We start from the raw sequence: 15,810 nt of genomic DNA, 5'->3' as shown, positions 1-15,810 counted from the left end.
GCTTTTATTAGCAAAGCCACAAACATTCGCGCTGGCGTGAATATCATATTTTCAATAGCCTCTGCGCCAGCTAAACTCGCAGGACGCGCGGAAATGGAACATTACGCCGCCCAATCGGTCAAACTGGCACACCCACATTACAGGACAGAGGTTATGTTCAGGCAGTTCAAGAAAACGCTGGTGGCAACCGTCATAGCGTCGCTGACGCTGGGTTCGATTTTGCCTGCTTTTGCTGACTCCGCAGATACCCTGCCCGATATGGGAACCTCTGCGGGAAGCACGCTCTCTATTGGCCAGGAAATGCAGATGGGAGACTACTATGTGCGCCAGCTACGCGGTAGCGCGCCGCTCATCAACGACCCGCTGCTGGTGCAATATATTAACGGATTAGGTATGCGTCTGGTCGCGCACGCTAACTCTGTTCGTACCCCTTTTCACTTTTACCTGATTAATAACGATCAGATTAACGCCTTTGCTTTCTTTGGCGGCAATGTCGTGCTGCACTCTGCTCTGTTCCGCTATTCAGATACCGAAAGCGAGCTGGCGTCGGTGATGGCGCACGAAATCTCGCACGTCACCCAGCGCCACCTCGCGCGCGCGATGGAAGACCAAAAACGCAACGCCCCGCTGACCTGGGTCGGCGCGCTGGGCTCGATTCTACTGGCGATGGCCAGCCCGCAGGCCGGGATGGCGGCGCTCACCGGTACGCTGGCGGGAACCCAGCAGGGGATGATCAGTTTTACCCGTCAAAACGAAGAAGAGGCTGACCGCATCGGGATTCAGGTGCTGCAGCGCTCCGGCTTTGATCCGCAGGCGATGCCGGCCTTTATGGGGAAACTGCTCGACGAGTCCCGCTACTCGACCCGGCCGCCGGAAATGCTGCTGACTCACCCCCTGCCGGAGAGCCGTCTGTCTGACGCCCGCAACCGCGCGAACCAGATGCGTCCTGTGGTTGTCCAGTCTTCCGCCGATTTTTACCTGGCCAAGGCCAGAACCCTGGGAATGTATAACTCCGGGGAAAATAAGCTTGGCGACGATCTGCTGAACGCGTGGGCGAAAGGCAATATCCGCGAACAACACGCCTCCCAGTACGGACGAGCGCTGCTGGCCATGGGAAACAATAATGACGATCTGGCACGCAAAACGCTGCAGCCTCTACTGAGCGCCGATCCGCAGAACGCCTGGTATCTCGACCTGGCAACCGATATCGATCTCGGACAGAAGAAAACGGCCGATGCGATTAACCGCCTGAAAAATGCTCGCGAGATTCGTACCAATCCAGTGCTGCAACTCAACCTTGCCAACGCATACTTACAGGGCGGGCAAGCAGCGGAAGCGGAGAAAATCCTCAACCGGTATACCTTTAACTACAAAGATGACAGCAACGGCTGGGATCTGCTGGCGCAGGCTGAAGCAGCGCTCGGCCATCGTGACCAGGAGCTGGCAGCGCGCGCAGAAGGTATGGCGCTGGTCGGCCAGCTCGATCAGGCGATTTCTCTGCTGAGCAGCGCCAGCGCACAGGTGAAACTGGGCAGTTTGCAGCAGGCGCGCTACGATGCGCGTATTGACCAGCTGCGCCAGTTGCAGGAACGGTTCCGCCCGTATCAAAAAATGTAAGGAGACGACATGTCTGACGCGGTAAAAATTTATCACAATCCTCGCTGCTCCAAGAGCCGCGACACCTTAAGCCTGTTGAAAGCTAACGGTATCGATCCTGAGGTCGTGCTCTACCTGGAGACGCCGCCGGATGCAGACACGCTGCGCCAGCTGTTGAACATGCTCGGCATGGTCAGCGCCCGCGAACTGATGCGCCACAAAGAGGATCTGTATAAATCCCTGGAGCTCGCCGAACCGCAGCTTAGCGAGGACGCGCTTATTCAGGCCATCGTCGATAACCCGAAGCTGATGGAGCGTCCGATTGTCGTCAGCCATGGCCAGGCGCGGATAGGCCGACCGCCGGAGCAGGTTCTGGAAATCGTCAACTAATGCCGCTGCGCCATCGCGGTTTGTCGTGATGGTGCAGAGAGTGAAATCTTTACGCGAGGTTCGCGAACTGGACCGTTCGCAGAGATCTTGCCCGGCTAAAGCTTGAGGATCTCTTTCACAAAAGGAATGGTCAATTTACGCTGCGCGGTGATCGACGCATGATCGAGCTGATCGAGGGTCATAAACAGCGAGCGCATTTCACGATCTAACCGTTTGAGCAAGAAACGACAGACGTCTTCTGGCATCTCAAAACCCCGCAGGCGCGCGCGCAGCTGTAGCGCCTGCAGCTTATCTTCATCCGACAGCGGTTGTAGCTTGTAGATTTGCCCCCAGTCGAGGCGCGAGGCCAGATCCGGCAACCCGAGATTCAGCTGACGCGGCGGGCAATCGCCGGTAATCAGCAAACGCGTTTTACCTGATTCAAGGATCCGGTTATAGAGGTTGAAAATGGCCATTTCCCACGGCTCGTCGCCGGCCACGCACTCGATATTGTCAATACAAACCAGCGAAAGCTGCTCCATCCCGTCAAGCACTTCCGGTACAAACCACGTACGCTTATCCAGTGGAACATAGCCCACCGCGTCGCCGCGCTGGGAAAGCTCCGCACAGGCGGCATGTAACAAGTGACTGCGCCCCGCGCCTTCGCGTGACCAGATATAGATGTACCCGCTATGTTCCTGCCGCAACACATTCTGTAAGGCAGCAAGAAGAGAAGGATTATCACCCGGCCAGAAACTGGCGAAAGTTTCATCATCGGGAAGATACAGTGGCAGAGAGAGCTGTGCCGGTGCGTTCAGATGGACCTCATCATAGGCTTACAGAAAAACGCGGAGAGTTTATCACGAAGTCTGTCTTGAGAGAACCGGGCGGGATCGCCGCCCGGTTGTGAGATCAATGTTTTACTTCTTCACTGTCGGCGGCATCCAGAACAACCTCTTCCGGACGCAGGACACTGATCAGCTTAAAAATCAGGCTCAGGCCCACGCCGACTATTGTCGCCAGCGCCATGCCTTTCAGCTCCGCCGCGCCAATGTGCACTTTCGCCCCGCTGACGCCAATGATCAGAATCACGGAGGTCAGAATCAAATTCTGTGCCTTGTTGTAGTCCACTTTCGATTCGATCAGGACGCGAATCCCGGAGGCGCCAATCACACCGTACAGCAGCAGCGAAACCCCCCCCATGACCGGCAGCGGGATGATCTGAATCGCAGCCGCCAGTTTACCCACGCAGGAGAGCAGAATCGCGAAGATTGCCGCCCCGCCGATAACCCAGGTGCTGTAGACGCGAGTGATCGCCATGACGCCAATGTTCTCGCCGTAAGTCGTGTTGGGCGTCGAACCAAAGAAGCCGGAGATCATCGTCGACAGGCCATTAGCAAACATCGAACGATGCAGCCCCGGATCGCGGATCAGATCTTTTTTAACGATATTCGCCGTAACCACCAGGTGGCCGACGTGCTCGGCAATCACCACCAGCGCGGCGGGCAGAATGGTGAAAATGGCAAACCATTCAAAGCGCGGGGTGTAGAACGTCGGCAGGGCGAACCAGTGCGCCTCAGCAATCGGCGTGGTGTCGACAACCCCCATCACAAAGGAGAGCGCGTAGCCCACCAGGACACCAATCAGAATCGGGATAATGGCCAGGAAACCGCGAAACAGCACCGAACCGAAAACCGTCACCGCCAGCGTCACCATCGAAATAATGATGGTTTTGCTCTCCGGCGATTGCCCGTCAGCTGGCAGCAGACCGGCCATATTGGCAGCGACGCCCGCCAACTCGAGGCCGATAACCGCGACAATGGCCCCCATGGCCGCCGGTGGGAACATCACATTCAGCCAGCCGGTGCCGGCTTTTTTGACAATAAAGGAGACGATGCAGAACAGAGCGCCGCACATAATGAACCCCCCTAACGCCACTTCATAGCCCAGCGGCAGCAGCAGCAAAACCGGAGAGATAAACGCGAAGCTCGATCCGAGATAGGCCGGGATTTTTCCCTTACAGATGAAAAGATACAGCAATGTCCCAATACCGTTAAACAGCAGGACGGTAGCCGGGTTGATATGAAACAGAACGGGCACCAGAACCGTTGCGCCAAACATAGCGAACAGATGCTGCAAACTCAGTGGGATAGTCTGTAAAAGCGGCGGTCTTTCACTCACCCCGATTGCGCGGCGCGTCATAGCGTTTTCCTCTAAGAGTCGTATATTAGTGGCTGTCAGTTTGTTTTATTCAAAAAAAAGCCGACTCTTAAAGTCGGCTTCTTATTATCGGTGTAATCACTTGGTACCAAAAATCTTATCGCCGGCATCGCCGAGCCCAGGAATAATGTATCCGTGCTCGTTGAGGCCCTGGTCAATGGATGCGGTGTACAGCTCAACATCCGGATGCGCTTTCTCCAGCGCGGCAATCCCTTCCGGCGCAGCCACCAGAACCAGTACCTTAATACTGGAGCAGCCCGCTTTTTTCAGCAGATCGATAGTGGCGATCATCGAACCACCGGTTGCCAGCATCGGGTCAACCACCAGCGCCATGCGCTCGTCGATATTCGATACCAGCTTCTGGAAGTAAGGAACAGGCTCAAGCGTCTCTTCGTTACGGTAGATACCCACCACGCTGATGCGCGCGCTCGGTACGTGCTCAAGCACGCCTTCCATCATCCCCAGGCCCGCGCGCAGAATCGGCACAACGGTGATTTTCTTCCCTTTGATCTGCTCGATTTCTACCGGGCCGTTCCAGCCTTCGATGGTGACTTTTTCGGTCGCCAGATCGGAAGTGGCTTCATAAGTCAGTAAGCTACCTACCTCTGAGGCAAGTTCACGGAAGCGTTTGGTGCTGATGTCGTGCTCACGCATCAGGCCCAGCTTGTGTTTGACGAGCGGGTGTTTCACTTCCACAATCTTCATTTTCTTTCTCCTCTGAGGGGCAGCCACAAAAAAATCGCGGGATTATACCGCTTTTTTCCATTTGCGCCATAGCCGATATGTTTGACCGGGATCAACCAAAATGCTTTGCGCTGCCTGAGCCAGTATAAATCAAAATAAAAAAACCCCGCACAGGCGGGGTGCTCGGGGCTTAAAGGGCGTTTTACAAGGTTTCGCCATTGCTGCTGATAACCTGTTGATACCAAGAGAAGGATTGCTTCCGGCTGCGCTCCAGCGTTCCGTTGCCTTCATTATCTTTATCAACGTAGATAAAGCCGTAGCGTTTTTTCATTTCACCGGTACCGGCGGACACCAGGTCGATACATCCCCATGGGGTATAGCCCATCAGGTCAACGCCGTCCTCAACCACCGCTTTTTTCATCTCGGCAATATGTGCGGAGAGATAATCGATCCGGTAGCGATCGTTTACCGTGCCATCCGCTTCGCGCACATCGATAGCCCCGAAGCCGTTCTCAACAATAAACAGCGGCAGCTGGTAATGATCCCAGAACCAGTTCAGGGAGTAGCGTAAGCCAACCGGATCAATCTGCCAGCCCCAGTCTGACTTTTGCACGTATGGGTTAGAGACCAGGCTTTGGGTCTCGTCATAATCCAGCAGCGGATTATCATCGGTCGCCTTCGTGGCAAACGACATATAGTAGCTAAAGCCAATATAGTCGACGCAGCCCTCGGCCAGCGCCTGACGATCTTCTGCGGTGATATCCAGCACAAAACCGCGGCGAGCGAAGTAGTTCAGCAGATGCTGCGGGTACTTGCCACGGACGTGAACATCGGTAAACCAGTAACGGCGATGCATAGCGTTCATGGCCATCATCATGTCGTTCGGGGCGCAGGAGAACGGATAAATCGGGCTCATCGCAATCATGCATCCCACCTGCAGCGATGGATTAATCTCGCGGGCAGCGTTGACCGCCAGGGCGCTGGCAACCAGCTCATAGTGCGCCGCCTGATACATCACCGGCTCGCGATCTTCATCCGGCAGATACTTCAGACCGGAGTTGGTGAACGGGGCAAAATCTTCGTGGAAGTTAGCCTGGTTATTGATCTCATTAAAAGTCATCCAGTACTTCACTTTGTGCTGATAGCGCTCGAACACCACTCTCGCAAAGCGGACGAAGAAATCGATCAGCTTACGGTTACGCCAGCCGCCATACTCGGTCACCAGATGATAAGGCATCTCGAAGTGAGAGAGCGTCATCACCGGTTCAATACCGTACTTCAGGCATTCATCAAACAGATCGTCATAGAACTGGAGCCCTGATTCATTAGGCTCCAGCTCATCACCCAGCGGGAAAATACGTGTCCAGGCAATCGAAGTGCGGAAGCATTTGAAACCCATTTCGGCAAACAGCTGAATGTCTTCTTTATAACGATGGTAAAAATCAATCGCCTCATGGTTGGGGTAATTTTTCCCCGGCAGTACGCCATTGGTGATTTCACGCGGCACGCCGTGTGCGCCAGCGGTCATCACGTCGGCCACACTGACGCCTTTCCCGCCTTCCTGCCAACCACCTTCCAACTGATGCGCCGCCACCGCGCCGCCCCACAGAAAACCTTCTTTAAATCCAGACATGTTTTCTTCCTTATGAACCATCGCCGCTAAACGATCGGTTTTGCTGATTAAAATGGTAAACCGCCCCCATTAAACCGGCATCGTTGCCGTGGCTGACGGTGTCGAGATAGTCTGCAATACCGAACCAGGCAAGATGTTCGCGCATCAGCGCCAAAAAGCCTGGCCGTTCCACAATGCCACCGCCGATGAAAATGGCCTGCGGATCAAAAATGTTCACCAGGTTATACAGACCGGTACCAAGACCGTTGAAAAAGTCTGCCACCAGCCGCTGGCAGACCGCGTCGCCCGCATCGTAGCGATCGAAGATCTCTTCACCGGTTACCGCTTCCAGCGATTTACCAACATGCCCGGCATAGCGGTGCCGCAATACTCGCAGCGTGCAGTTTTCATTCATAGAATAGCGACGCACATCGCGAGCACCGGGGCGCTCGGTCTGCATATAGCCGAATTCACCCGCGCGAAAACGCGCGCCATGCACCAGTTGGTTGTGACAAAAAATCGCGCCGCCGACGCCGGTTCCGATCGTCAGAACCAGAAAGTCGCTCATATTGAGCGCTTTACCCTGCCAGCGCTCAGCGAGCAGAACGCAGTTAGCATCGTTTTCGATGGAGACGGGAAGCCCGGTCTGTTGCTCCAGCCAGTGCTTAATCGCGAAATTATCGAACTTACGGATTGCGCCGCCCATTTCGATAAAGCCAGTATGTGGGTTGACATAGCCAGGCGCGCCGATCGCCACGCCTTTACATTCCGGGTGAGCGGCAATCCACGCCAGAATCGCTTGCAGTATCTGGTCGCCATCGCTGTCGCTAATCGACTGCTTATCTTTTTCAAGCAGTTCGCCCGCAGCAGTGCTTACACCCATTTTTAACGCTGTTCCGCCGATGTCAAATGCGGCAATGTTCATTCCGTTTCTTCCTCCAGAATCCCCGCGGAATCTACCTTCTGCTCTCCTGAACAAAAAAAGAAACCGGTTTCAGTGGCATGATGGCGATTCCTAATGTCATAGGCAAGTACAAGAATGTACCCGGTTTCATTTTCGTGAACCGGTTCAAATTTGTTCATATCGCTGCCGATTCACGCCGACTGCAAAGCAGGCTCGCAAACGTTTGCTTTCCCTGTTAGAATTGCGCCGATTTTTCTTGCTACCGCAAATGTGTGGAGATTTCGCAGTGACCGATAAAACCTCTCTCAGTTATAAAGATGCCGGCGTAGATATTGATGCAGGCAACGCGCTCGTCGACCGTATCAAGGGTGTGGTGAAGAAAACCCGACGCCCGGAAGTGATGGGTGGACTGGGCGGATTCGGCGCACTGTGCGCATTGCCGCAAAAATACCGCGAGCCGGTTCTGGTTTCCGGCACTGATGGCGTCGGCACCAAGCTGCGTCTGGCGATGGACCTGAAACGCCACGATACTATCGGTATTGACCTGGTGGCAATGTGCGTCAATGACCTGGTGGTCCAGGGCGCAGAACCCCTGTTTTTCCTCGACTACTATGCCACCGGTAAACTGGATGTCGATACGGCAGCCAGCGTCATCAGCGGCATCGCTGAAGGCTGCCTGCAGTCGGGCTGCGCGCTGGTTGGCGGCGAAACAGCGGAAATGCCGGGCATGTACCACGGCGAAGACTATGATGTCGCGGGCTTTTGCGTCGGCGTAGTAGAAAAATCAGAAATCATTGATGGCAGCAAAGTTGCCGATGGCGACGTGCTGGTCGCGCTGGCCTCCAGCGGCCCGCATTCCAACGGCTACTCGCTGGTGCGTAAAATTATCGAAGTTAGCGGCGTCGATCCGCAGACAACCGATCTGAATGGTTCGCCGCTGGCCGACCATCTGCTGGCACCGACCCGCATCTACGTTAAATCGGTGCTGGATCTGATCGCCAACGTTGACGTTCACGCGATCGCCCACCTGACCGGCGGCGGCTTCTGGGAAAACATTCCGCGCGTTCTGCCGGACAACACCCAGGCGGTCATCGACGAGTCCTCCTGGCAATGGCCGGAAGTCTTCAACTGGTTGCAACAGGCCGGGAATGTCAGCAGCCATGAAATGTACCGTACTTTTAACTGCGGTGTCGGCATGGTTATCGCCCTGCCGGCAGAAGTCGCCGACAGCGCCATCACGCTGCTGAACGAGAAAGGTGAAAACGCGTGGAAAATCGGCTATATCAAAGCTTCTGATTCCGAACAGCGTGTGGTCATTGAATGAAAAACATGGTGGTGCTGATTTCCGGTAACGGAAGCAATTTGCAGGCGATAATTGATGCCTGTGCCCGAAAGCAGATTAACGGCACCCTGAGAGCGGTATTCAGCAATAAGGCCGACGCGTTCGGTCTTGAACGCGCGCGTGAGGCCGGTATTCCGGCCCATGCGTTGTCGGCCAGCCAGTTTGCCAATCGCGAAGCCTTCGATCGCGAACTGATGCATGAGATCGATGCTTACGCGCCGGAGCTGGTGGTGCTGGCAGGCTACATGCGGATCCTTAGCCCGGCGTTCGTCGCCCATTACCAGGGGCGTCTGCTGAATATCCACCCGTCGCTGTTGCCAAAATACCCGGGGCTGCATACCCATCGCCAGGTACTGGAAAACGGTGATGAGGAGCACGGTACATCGGTACATTTCGTCACCGATGAGCTCGACGGTGGTCCGGTGATTCTGCAGGCCAAAGTGCCGGTTTTTGCCGGAGATAGTGAAGACGAGATTACCGCCCGCGTGCAGGCTCAGGAACATGCCATCTACCCGCTGGTAGTAAGCTGGTTTATGGACGGTCGTCTGCGCATGGAGGGGAATGTGGCCTGGCTTGACAACGTCCCTCTGCCGCCACAGGGTCATGCGGCTGAAGAATAATCATCAGCGCCTCCGGCTCCCGCCAGAGGCGTATTTTATCGGTTCACCGCCCGCCGCTTCTCCCCTGTTTTGTTCGAATCAACGATGATTTTTTCCCTGTTTATATCCGGGCACGGCCTCGTTTTGTACACAAAACCAGCACTTGCTTGCCACCGTTTTTGTTCACAGCACATTGAAAGAAAACTGTCATACTTCTTTGACATAGTTGGACATTCAATGGCAAAGCTCGCCATAATGAAAAAGCAACATCAATCAACCGGAGTGTGAGTTGTAATGGGCCAGGAAAAGCTATATATCGAGAAAGAACTCAGCTGGTTGTCCTTTAACGAACGTGTACTTCAGGAAGCGGCGGATAAAAGTAACCCACTGATTGAGCGCATGCGCTTTTTAGGCATCTACTCCAACAACCTCGATGAATTTTATAAAGTGCGCTTCGCTGAACTTAAGCGTCGCATCATAATTAGCGAAGAACAAGGCAGTACCGCCCATTCTCGCCATTTGTTAGGCAAAATTCAGGCCCGCGTACTGAAGGCCGATCAGGAGTTTGACAGCCTGTATAATGAGCTGTTGCTGGAAATGGCGCGTAACCAGATCTTTCTGATCAATGAGCGCCAGCTTTCGGTGAATCAACAGTCCTGGCTACGCAACTATTTCAAACAGTACCTGCGTCAGCACATCACCCCGATCCTGATTAACCCTGAAACCGACCTGATCCAGTTCCTGAAAGATGATTACACCTATCTGGCAGTCGAAATCATCCGTGGGGAAACCATCAATTACGCCCTGCTGGAGATTCCATCAGACAAAGTCCCGCGGTTTGTTAATCTGCCACCGGAGGCACCGCGCCGCCGCAAGCCAATGATCCTGCTTGATAACATCCTGCGTTACTGCCTGGATGATATCTTTAAGGGCTTCTTTGACTACGATACGCTGAACGCCTACTCGATGAAGATGACCCGTGACGCCGAGTACGATCTGGTGCACGAGATGGAATCGAGCCTGATGGAGCTGATGTCCTCGAGTCTGAAACAGCGTCTGACGGCAGAGCCGGTACGTTTTGTTTATCAGCGCGATATGCCGGACACCATGGTTGAAATGCTGCGCGAGATGTTCTCCATTTCACGCTACGATTCAATGCTGCCAGGCGGGCGCTATCATAATTTTAAAGACTTTATCGGCTTCCCTAACGTCGGTAAGGCCAATCTGGTTAACAAGCCGCTGCCGCGCCTGCGTCACACCTGGTTCGATAAGTTCCGCAACGGGTTTGACGCCATTCGCGAACGCGACGTGCTGCTGTACTACCCGTATCATACCTTTGAGCACGTGCTGGAGCTGCTGCGCCAGGCCTCATTCGATCCGAGCGTGCTGGCAATAAAAATCAACATTTATCGCGTTGCCAAAGATTCACGCATCATCGACTCGATGATCCACGCGGCCCATAACGGCAAAAAAGTCACCGTGGTGGTGGAGCTTCAGGCGCGCTTCGACGAAGAAGCCAATATTCATTGGGCGAAGCGCCTGACCGAAGCCGGCGTACACGTTATCTTCTCTGCACCGGGGTTGAAAATTCACGCCAAGCTGTTCCTGATCTCGCGTAAAGAGGGTGAAGAAGTCGTCCGCTACGCACATATCGGGACCGGCAACTTCAACGAAAAAACCGCCCGTCTGTACACCGACTATTCGTTGCTGACGGCAGATGCACGTATCACCAATGAAGTGCGTCGCGTCTTTAACTTTATCGAAAACCCATACCGCCCGGTGAGCTTCGATTACCTGCTGGTTTCGCCACAGAACTCGCGCCGCCTGCTGTATGAAATGATCGACAGAGAAATCGCCAACGCCCAGAACGGTCAGCCTTCTGGCATCACGCTGAAGCTGAACAACCTGGTCGATAAAGGACTGGTGGATCGACTTTATGCCGCGTCAAGTTCCGGGGTTCCCGTTAACCTGTTGATTCGCGGCATGTGCTCTCTGATTCCTGGGCTGGAAGGGATCAGTGAAAATATTCGTGTCACCAGTATCGTCGACCGTTTCCTTGAGCACGATCGTGTCTATGTTTTCGAAAACGGCGGAGATAAACAGGTTTGGCTCTCCTCTGCTGACTGGATGACGCGTAATATTGACTACCGTATTGAGGTCGCCGTACCGCTGCTGGACCCACGTTTAAAACAGCGCGTCCTGGATATTTTTGATCTCTTATTCAACGATACGGTCAAAGCACGCTATCTTGATAAAGAACTGAGTAATCGCTATGTACCCCGCGGCAATCGCCGTAAAGTGCGCGCACAGCTGGCGATCTACGACTATCTCAAATCACTCGAACAACCCGACTAACCTATGCCAATAAAAGAAAAAACCCCTCGTCCACAGGAGTTTGCTGCGGTCGACCTTGGTTCAAACAGTTTTCATATGGTGATCGCCCGTGTCGTCGACGGAGCCATGCAGATCATCGGTCGCCTGAAACAGCGGGTTCACCTGGCCGATGGACTGGATGAAAATTCCGTGCTCAGCGAAGAGGCGATCGCCCGCGGGCTTAACTGTCTGTCGCTGTTTGCCGAACGCCTGCAGGGTTTTTCTCCCTCCAGCGTCTGCATTGTCGGGACACACACCTTACGCCAGGCCGCCAACGCCGCGGAATTTCTCAAGCGCGCGGAAAAGGTGATTCCCTATCCGATAGAGATAATCTCCGGTAACGAAGAAGCGCGTCTGATTTTTATGGGCGTCGAGCATACGCAGCCGGAACGGGGCCGTAAGCTGGTCATTGATATCGGTGGTGGTTCGACGGAGCTGGTGATTGGCGAGGATTTCGAACCGCGTCTGGTTGAGAGCCGTCGTATGGGCTGCGTCAGCTTCTCGCAGATCTATTTCCCCGGCGGCACCATCAATAAAGAGAATTTCCAGCGCGCGCGTCTGTCGGCCGTGCAGAAGCTGGAGACGCTGGCGTGGCAGTTCCGTATCCAGGGTTGGAATGTGGCGCTGGGCGCATCCGGCACCATCAAAGCGGCACAGGAAGTACTGGTCGCCATGGGGGAAAAAGACGGTTTTATCACCCCGGAACGCCTTGAAATGCTGGTGGATGAAGTGTTGAAGTATAAAAACTTTGACGCGCTCAGTCTGCCGGGCCTGTCAGAAGAACGCAAAGCAGTGTTTGCTCCGGGGCTGGCTATCCTCTGCGGCGTTTTCGATGCGCTGGCGATCAAAGAGCTGCGTTTGTCCGATGGCGCGCTGCGCGAAGGCGTGTTGTATGAGATGGAGGGACGTTTTCGCCATCAGGATATTCGCAGCCGCACCGCGCAAAGCCTGGCAAACCAGTACAATATTGACCGCGAGCAGGCGCGTCGGGTCCTGGAAACGACCACCTATATGTTCGAGCAGTGGCAGGAACAGAACCCCAAACTGGACAACCCGAACCTGTCTGCATTGCTGAAATGGGCGGTGATGCTCCACGAAGTGGGGTTGAATATTAACCACAGCGGAATGCACCGTCACTCAGCTTATATTTTACAAAACAGCGACTTGCCTGGCTTCAATCAGGAGCAGCAAATGCTGATGGCGACGCTGGTTCGCTATCACCGTAAAGCGATCAAATTGGATGATTTGCCCCGCTTTACGCTGTTTAAGAAAAAGCAGTTCCTGCCGCTCATTCAGCTTTTACGCCTTGGTATTTTGCTGAATAACCAGCGTCAGGCGACCACCACACCGCCAACGCTCAAGCTGAAGACCGAAGCCAATCACTGGACGCTGGTCTTTCCACACAACTGGTTCAGCCAAAATGCGCTGGTGCTGCTCGATCTGGAAAAAGAACAGCAGTACTGGGAAGGCGTTCCTGACTGGCTGTTGAAAATCGCCGAAGAAGAGCCGGACAGCAAAAAATAGCCCCGAGGCCGGGTTGCTCTCACCCGGCCCGTTTACTCGCGTCAGCCGTTACCGCCGTCGCCAGAGATGCCAGTGGAACCGGTAGACCAATCTCGTACCCCTGCAGATAATCAATCCCCAATGACAGCGCCGCCTGGCGAATCTCCGGTGTTTCCACACATTCCGCAACCACCTGCATATTTTTCATTCGCGCCAGATGGCAAATCGATGCCACGACCTGATAATCAAGGCTGCTGGAATGCAGGTTACGAATAAAGCTGCCGTCAATCTTCAGCAGATCTACGTTCAGGGTTTTCAGACGCGCGTAGCTGGCGTAGCCGGTACCAAAGTCATCGATTGCCACTCGGCACCCCAGCGCCCGCAAATGCGCCAATGTTTGCCGTGCTTGCTCAGGATTGTTGAGCGAATGGTTTTCCGTTAACTCAAATATTAACTGCCAGGGTTCAACATGATACTGCGCCAGCAGCCGTTCCACTTCACCGGGGAACGGGCTCCTGCTGACGGAGACCGGTGAAAGATTAACCGCCAGCCGCAGCCCGGGTAAAATCTCCCGGTGCTGGTTAATAAAGGCGAGCGTATGCTCCAGCACCCACAGGTCAATACGTGATGACAAACCAAACTCATGCGCCACCGGGAGGAAATCATCCGGGTAAACGATCTCCCCGCCATCTCCCGTCATTCGCAGCAGAACTTCATAATAGTTGTCACCGCGAATACCGACGATCGGTTGCGCCATCAGACAAAAACGGTTTTGCTCCAGCGCCTGCTGGATCTGGTTTATCATCACCACTTTATCCCGCAAGCCATGCTGAATATGGATAGCACCTCGACGCTGCATATTTTCTGGCTGGCCACTGGTCAGAGACATATCAGCAATATTATTCAGCTCGCCTAAAAGCAAATAGAGATGCTTCACCGGTGAACGAACGCTGCAGTAACTCATCCCTACCGCAGGCTGCAGAGGCATGCCATCCCAGATAAAGCGAAACTGCCGGATACGCTCATCCAGCACGGCAATGCGCGCCTTATGATCGCTGCTGTTCAAGCGGAGTACCAGATCGTGTCCGGCCAGATGGTGAACGGCCTCGTTCGGCTGAAGTAAGTCGCCCAGGTGTTCAGCCAGCTTTTGCTTATATTGAATGCGCAGCATAACGCCATAATGGCGCCCCAGAAGCTCCAGCTCCGGAATGCGCAAAAAACACAACACCGACCACCTTGAACCGTCCAGCGATCGACTCAACGCCCGTAAATTGGGCATATGAACAACCGGATCGAGAAACGCCATCCGCCGTACCCTGGCATAAATCACACGCTGCTGGGTCGCCAGCATGGCCATGTAGGCAATAATAAAAGAGAACACCAGATAGCTCGAAGAGGTGATGGCCAGCTGATTGTCATATCCCGGAGAAGAAGGCAAATACCGATAATGAAAATGAATAATAACTATTAATACTGGCGTCCAAATGATTGCGATACAGCGATAGCCAAAGCGCATCGCTCCCCACAACATGACCGGCATAAGTAGTGATAATGTATAGTTTGTGCTAAATATCGTACTCTGACCATTCAATGGCATTAATAATAACGCCAGTAACGTTAACAATGACATCGACCATAAAACAAATTCACCACATTTAATTTTTGGATCAACCTGTAATTTTGTCTGTGAAATAAAACTACGCAGATAAAAAGGATTGCGAAGAATACGTATCAACAAATAGCACAGCGGAACACCGGTTAAGCCCCCCACCATCAAGGCCTGAAAGGTAATCAGCGAGCGTAAACTTAGCGGATCGATCCCGGCCAGTCCCGTCGTCCGCGGGTGCATACCAAGATACTCGGCAACCTGAGAAAGCACGAGGAAAATCAGTGAGGGCAACAGCATTTGCCAGAACAGACGGTAGGGCATCAGACTCACATTACCGTGGTAAATATGCTGTCGGCGTGGCACAAAAATCCGATAGCCACCCCAGCAGAGTACGGCCGGGATAAGAAAGTGGAAAACGACTTCAATAGCTTCCCACGGGCTCATTCCCCGGGCCACGGTGCACAGCAAGCCGATGATAATACCGGGCAATGCTGCCACATCAAAAAACAGCATAAGGCTCTGGACCAGCGCCAACGGCAAATAGTAAAGCGAAACTTCACTACCATTTAGCTCCGCGTAGGTATTTGCTCCTCGTGCCAGAGGCAGTAAAAGCAGAGGTAAGATCAGCGGAAGCGCCCACCATTTATCCCGATATCGTCTGTACTGTTTAATTATTTTCATTGATGCTCTACAGATAACCCAAATTCCGGCAGGCATCCAACCCAACCATCCTAGCCGCATAAGGAATACCTATGCAGAACAGGCAAGAGATTTTAGTTATCAGCACACATGGACTATTGATATAAATCAAAAAACCTTTTCGCTATGATTAATAAAGCTTATTTTTATACGTCTGATCGAATGAAAGAAAAAGGATGTGAATATTATAATTATCTTACATAACATTAAGTAATGTTTGAACGGCGGATTTTTACATCCTCATCAATTGACCCTGCTCCATTCCTGTGCCTTAATACTCCCATCTCCCCAGTTATGGGT

General features: G+C 53.6%; 12 protein-coding genes. 6 read left to right on the top strand and 6 right to left on the bottom strand.

The genetic code is table 11. The features are described 5' to 3' along the window. The first annotated feature begins 153 nt into the window (after positions 1-153). Together bepA and arsC are read left to right on the top strand one after the other, a co-directional pair. Complete coding sequence (gene bepA, locus ACZAHD_RS03820) at positions 154-1,617, top strand: beta-barrel assembly-enhancing protease (protein ID WP_462455602.1); 1,464 nt, start codon at positions 154-156, stop codon at positions 1,615-1,617. 9 nt (positions 1,618-1,626) lie between these two features. Continuing rightward, positions 1,627-1,986 carry an arsenate reductase (glutaredoxin) gene (gene arsC, locus ACZAHD_RS03815; RefSeq protein ID WP_462455601.1) on the top strand — a complete coding sequence of 120 codons (360 nt, stop codon included), beginning with the start codon at positions 1,627-1,629 and terminating at the stop codon, positions 1,984-1,986. 95 nt (positions 1,987-2,081) lie between these two features. Here arsC and ACZAHD_RS03810 read toward each other — a convergent pair whose 3' ends face one another. The 5 genes from ACZAHD_RS03810 to bglK form a co-directional block, all read right to left on the bottom strand. Beyond that, positions 2,082-2,783 carry a DnaA inactivator Hda gene (locus ACZAHD_RS03810; protein ID WP_071824600.1) on the bottom strand — a complete coding sequence of 234 codons (702 nt, stop codon included), beginning with the start codon at positions 2,781-2,783 and terminating at the stop codon, positions 2,082-2,084. 94 nt (positions 2,784-2,877) lie between these two features. Beyond that, positions 2,878-4,167, bottom strand: coding sequence for a uracil permease (gene uraA / locus ACZAHD_RS03805; protein ID WP_462455600.1), 1,290 nt, complete (start codon positions 4,165-4,167; stop codon positions 2,878-2,880). 96 nt (positions 4,168-4,263) lie between these two features. Then, positions 4,264-4,890 carry a uracil phosphoribosyltransferase gene (gene upp, locus ACZAHD_RS03800; protein WP_004123492.1) on the bottom strand — a complete coding sequence of 209 codons (627 nt, stop codon included), beginning with the start codon at positions 4,888-4,890 and terminating at the stop codon, positions 4,264-4,266. Between the two features lie 181 nt (positions 4,891-5,071). After that, complete coding sequence (locus tag ACZAHD_RS03795) at positions 5,072-6,502, bottom strand: 6-phospho-beta-glucosidase (RefSeq protein ID WP_462455599.1); 1,431 nt, start codon at positions 6,500-6,502, stop codon at positions 5,072-5,074. A 10-nt stretch (positions 6,503-6,512) separates the two neighbouring features. Beyond that, positions 6,513-7,406 carry a beta-glucoside kinase BglK gene (gene bglK, locus ACZAHD_RS03790; RefSeq protein ID WP_462455598.1) on the bottom strand — a complete coding sequence of 298 codons (894 nt, stop codon included), beginning with the start codon at positions 7,404-7,406 and terminating at the stop codon, positions 6,513-6,515. Positions 7,407-7,671: 265 nt separating this feature from the next. Here bglK and purM point away from each other — a divergent pair, with 265 nt between their 5' ends. The 4 genes from purM to ppx all read left to right on the top strand — a co-directional run bounded on the left by purM (position 7,672) and on the right by ppx (position 13,223). Then, positions 7,672-8,709: a phosphoribosylformylglycinamidine cyclo-ligase gene (gene purM / locus ACZAHD_RS03785; RefSeq protein ID WP_462455597.1), complete on the top strand. Its 1,038-nt coding sequence runs from the start codon at positions 7,672-7,674 to the stop codon at positions 8,707-8,709. Beyond that, the gene (purN, locus tag ACZAHD_RS03780) at positions 8,706-9,347 is read left to right on the top strand and encodes a phosphoribosylglycinamide formyltransferase (protein WP_462455596.1); all 642 of its coding nucleotides are present in this window, start codon (positions 8,706-8,708) and stop codon (positions 9,345-9,347) included. The genes purM and purN overlap by 4 nt, the downstream gene beginning before the upstream one ends. A 273-nt stretch (positions 9,348-9,620) precedes the next feature. Further along, on the top strand, positions 9,621-11,681 hold the full coding sequence (gene ppk1, locus ACZAHD_RS03775; protein ID WP_462455595.1) for a polyphosphate kinase 1: 2,061 nt from the start codon (positions 9,621-9,623) through the stop codon (positions 11,679-11,681). A gap of 3 nt (positions 11,682-11,684) precedes the next feature. After that, on the top strand, positions 11,685-13,223 hold the full coding sequence (gene ppx / locus ACZAHD_RS03770) for an exopolyphosphatase (protein WP_462455594.1): 1,539 nt from the start codon (positions 11,685-11,687) through the stop codon (positions 13,221-13,223). Positions 13,224-13,242: 19 nt separating this feature from the next. Here ppx and ACZAHD_RS03765 read toward each other — a convergent pair whose 3' ends face one another. After that, positions 13,243-15,492 carry an EAL domain-containing protein gene (locus tag ACZAHD_RS03765; protein ID WP_462455593.1) on the bottom strand — a complete coding sequence of 750 codons (2,250 nt, stop codon included), beginning with the start codon at positions 15,490-15,492 and terminating at the stop codon, positions 13,243-13,245. Positions 15,493-15,810: the final 318 nt, after the last annotated feature.

Origin of the sequence: Raoultella sp. (genome assembly GCF_039594335.1) — a bacterium.
In the GTDB taxonomy this organism is placed as follows: domain Bacteria; phylum Pseudomonadota; class Gammaproteobacteria; order Enterobacterales; family Enterobacteriaceae; genus Klebsiella.
This window is presented reverse-complemented; position numbering and strand designations above follow the sequence as displayed.

Excerpts from the sequence above, each read along its gene's own strand:
- bepA (WP_462455602.1), top strand. The coding sequence starts at position 154 with ATGTTCAGGCAGTTCAAGAAAACGCTGGTGGCAACCGTCATAGCGTCG.
- arsC (WP_462455601.1), top strand. The coding sequence starts at position 1,627 with ATGTCTGACGCGGTAAAAATTTATCACAATCCTCGCTGCTCCAAGAGC.
- uraA (WP_462455600.1), bottom strand. The coding sequence starts at position 4,167 with ATGACGCGCCGCGCAATCGGGGTGAGTGAAAGACCGCCGCTTTTACAG.
- upp (WP_004123492.1), bottom strand. The coding sequence starts at position 4,890 with ATGAAGATTGTGGAAGTGAAACACCCGCTCGTCAAACACAAGCTGGGC.
- ACZAHD_RS03795 (WP_462455599.1), bottom strand. The coding sequence starts at position 6,502 with ATGTCTGGATTTAAAGAAGGTTTTCTGTGGGGCGGCGCGGTGGCGGCG.
- bglK (WP_462455598.1), bottom strand. The coding sequence starts at position 7,406 with ATGAACATTGCCGCATTTGACATCGGCGGAACAGCGTTAAAAATGGGT.
- purN (WP_462455596.1), top strand. The coding sequence starts at position 8,706 with ATGAAAAACATGGTGGTGCTGATTTCCGGTAACGGAAGCAATTTGCAG.
- ppk1 (WP_462455595.1), top strand. The coding sequence starts at position 9,621 with ATGGGCCAGGAAAAGCTATATATCGAGAAAGAACTCAGCTGGTTGTCC.
- ppx (WP_462455594.1), top strand. The coding sequence starts at position 11,685 with ATGCCAATAAAAGAAAAAACCCCTCGTCCACAGGAGTTTGCTGCGGTC.
- ACZAHD_RS03765 (WP_462455593.1), bottom strand. The coding sequence starts at position 15,492 with ATGAAAATAATTAAACAGTACAGACGATATCGGGATAAATGGTGGGCG.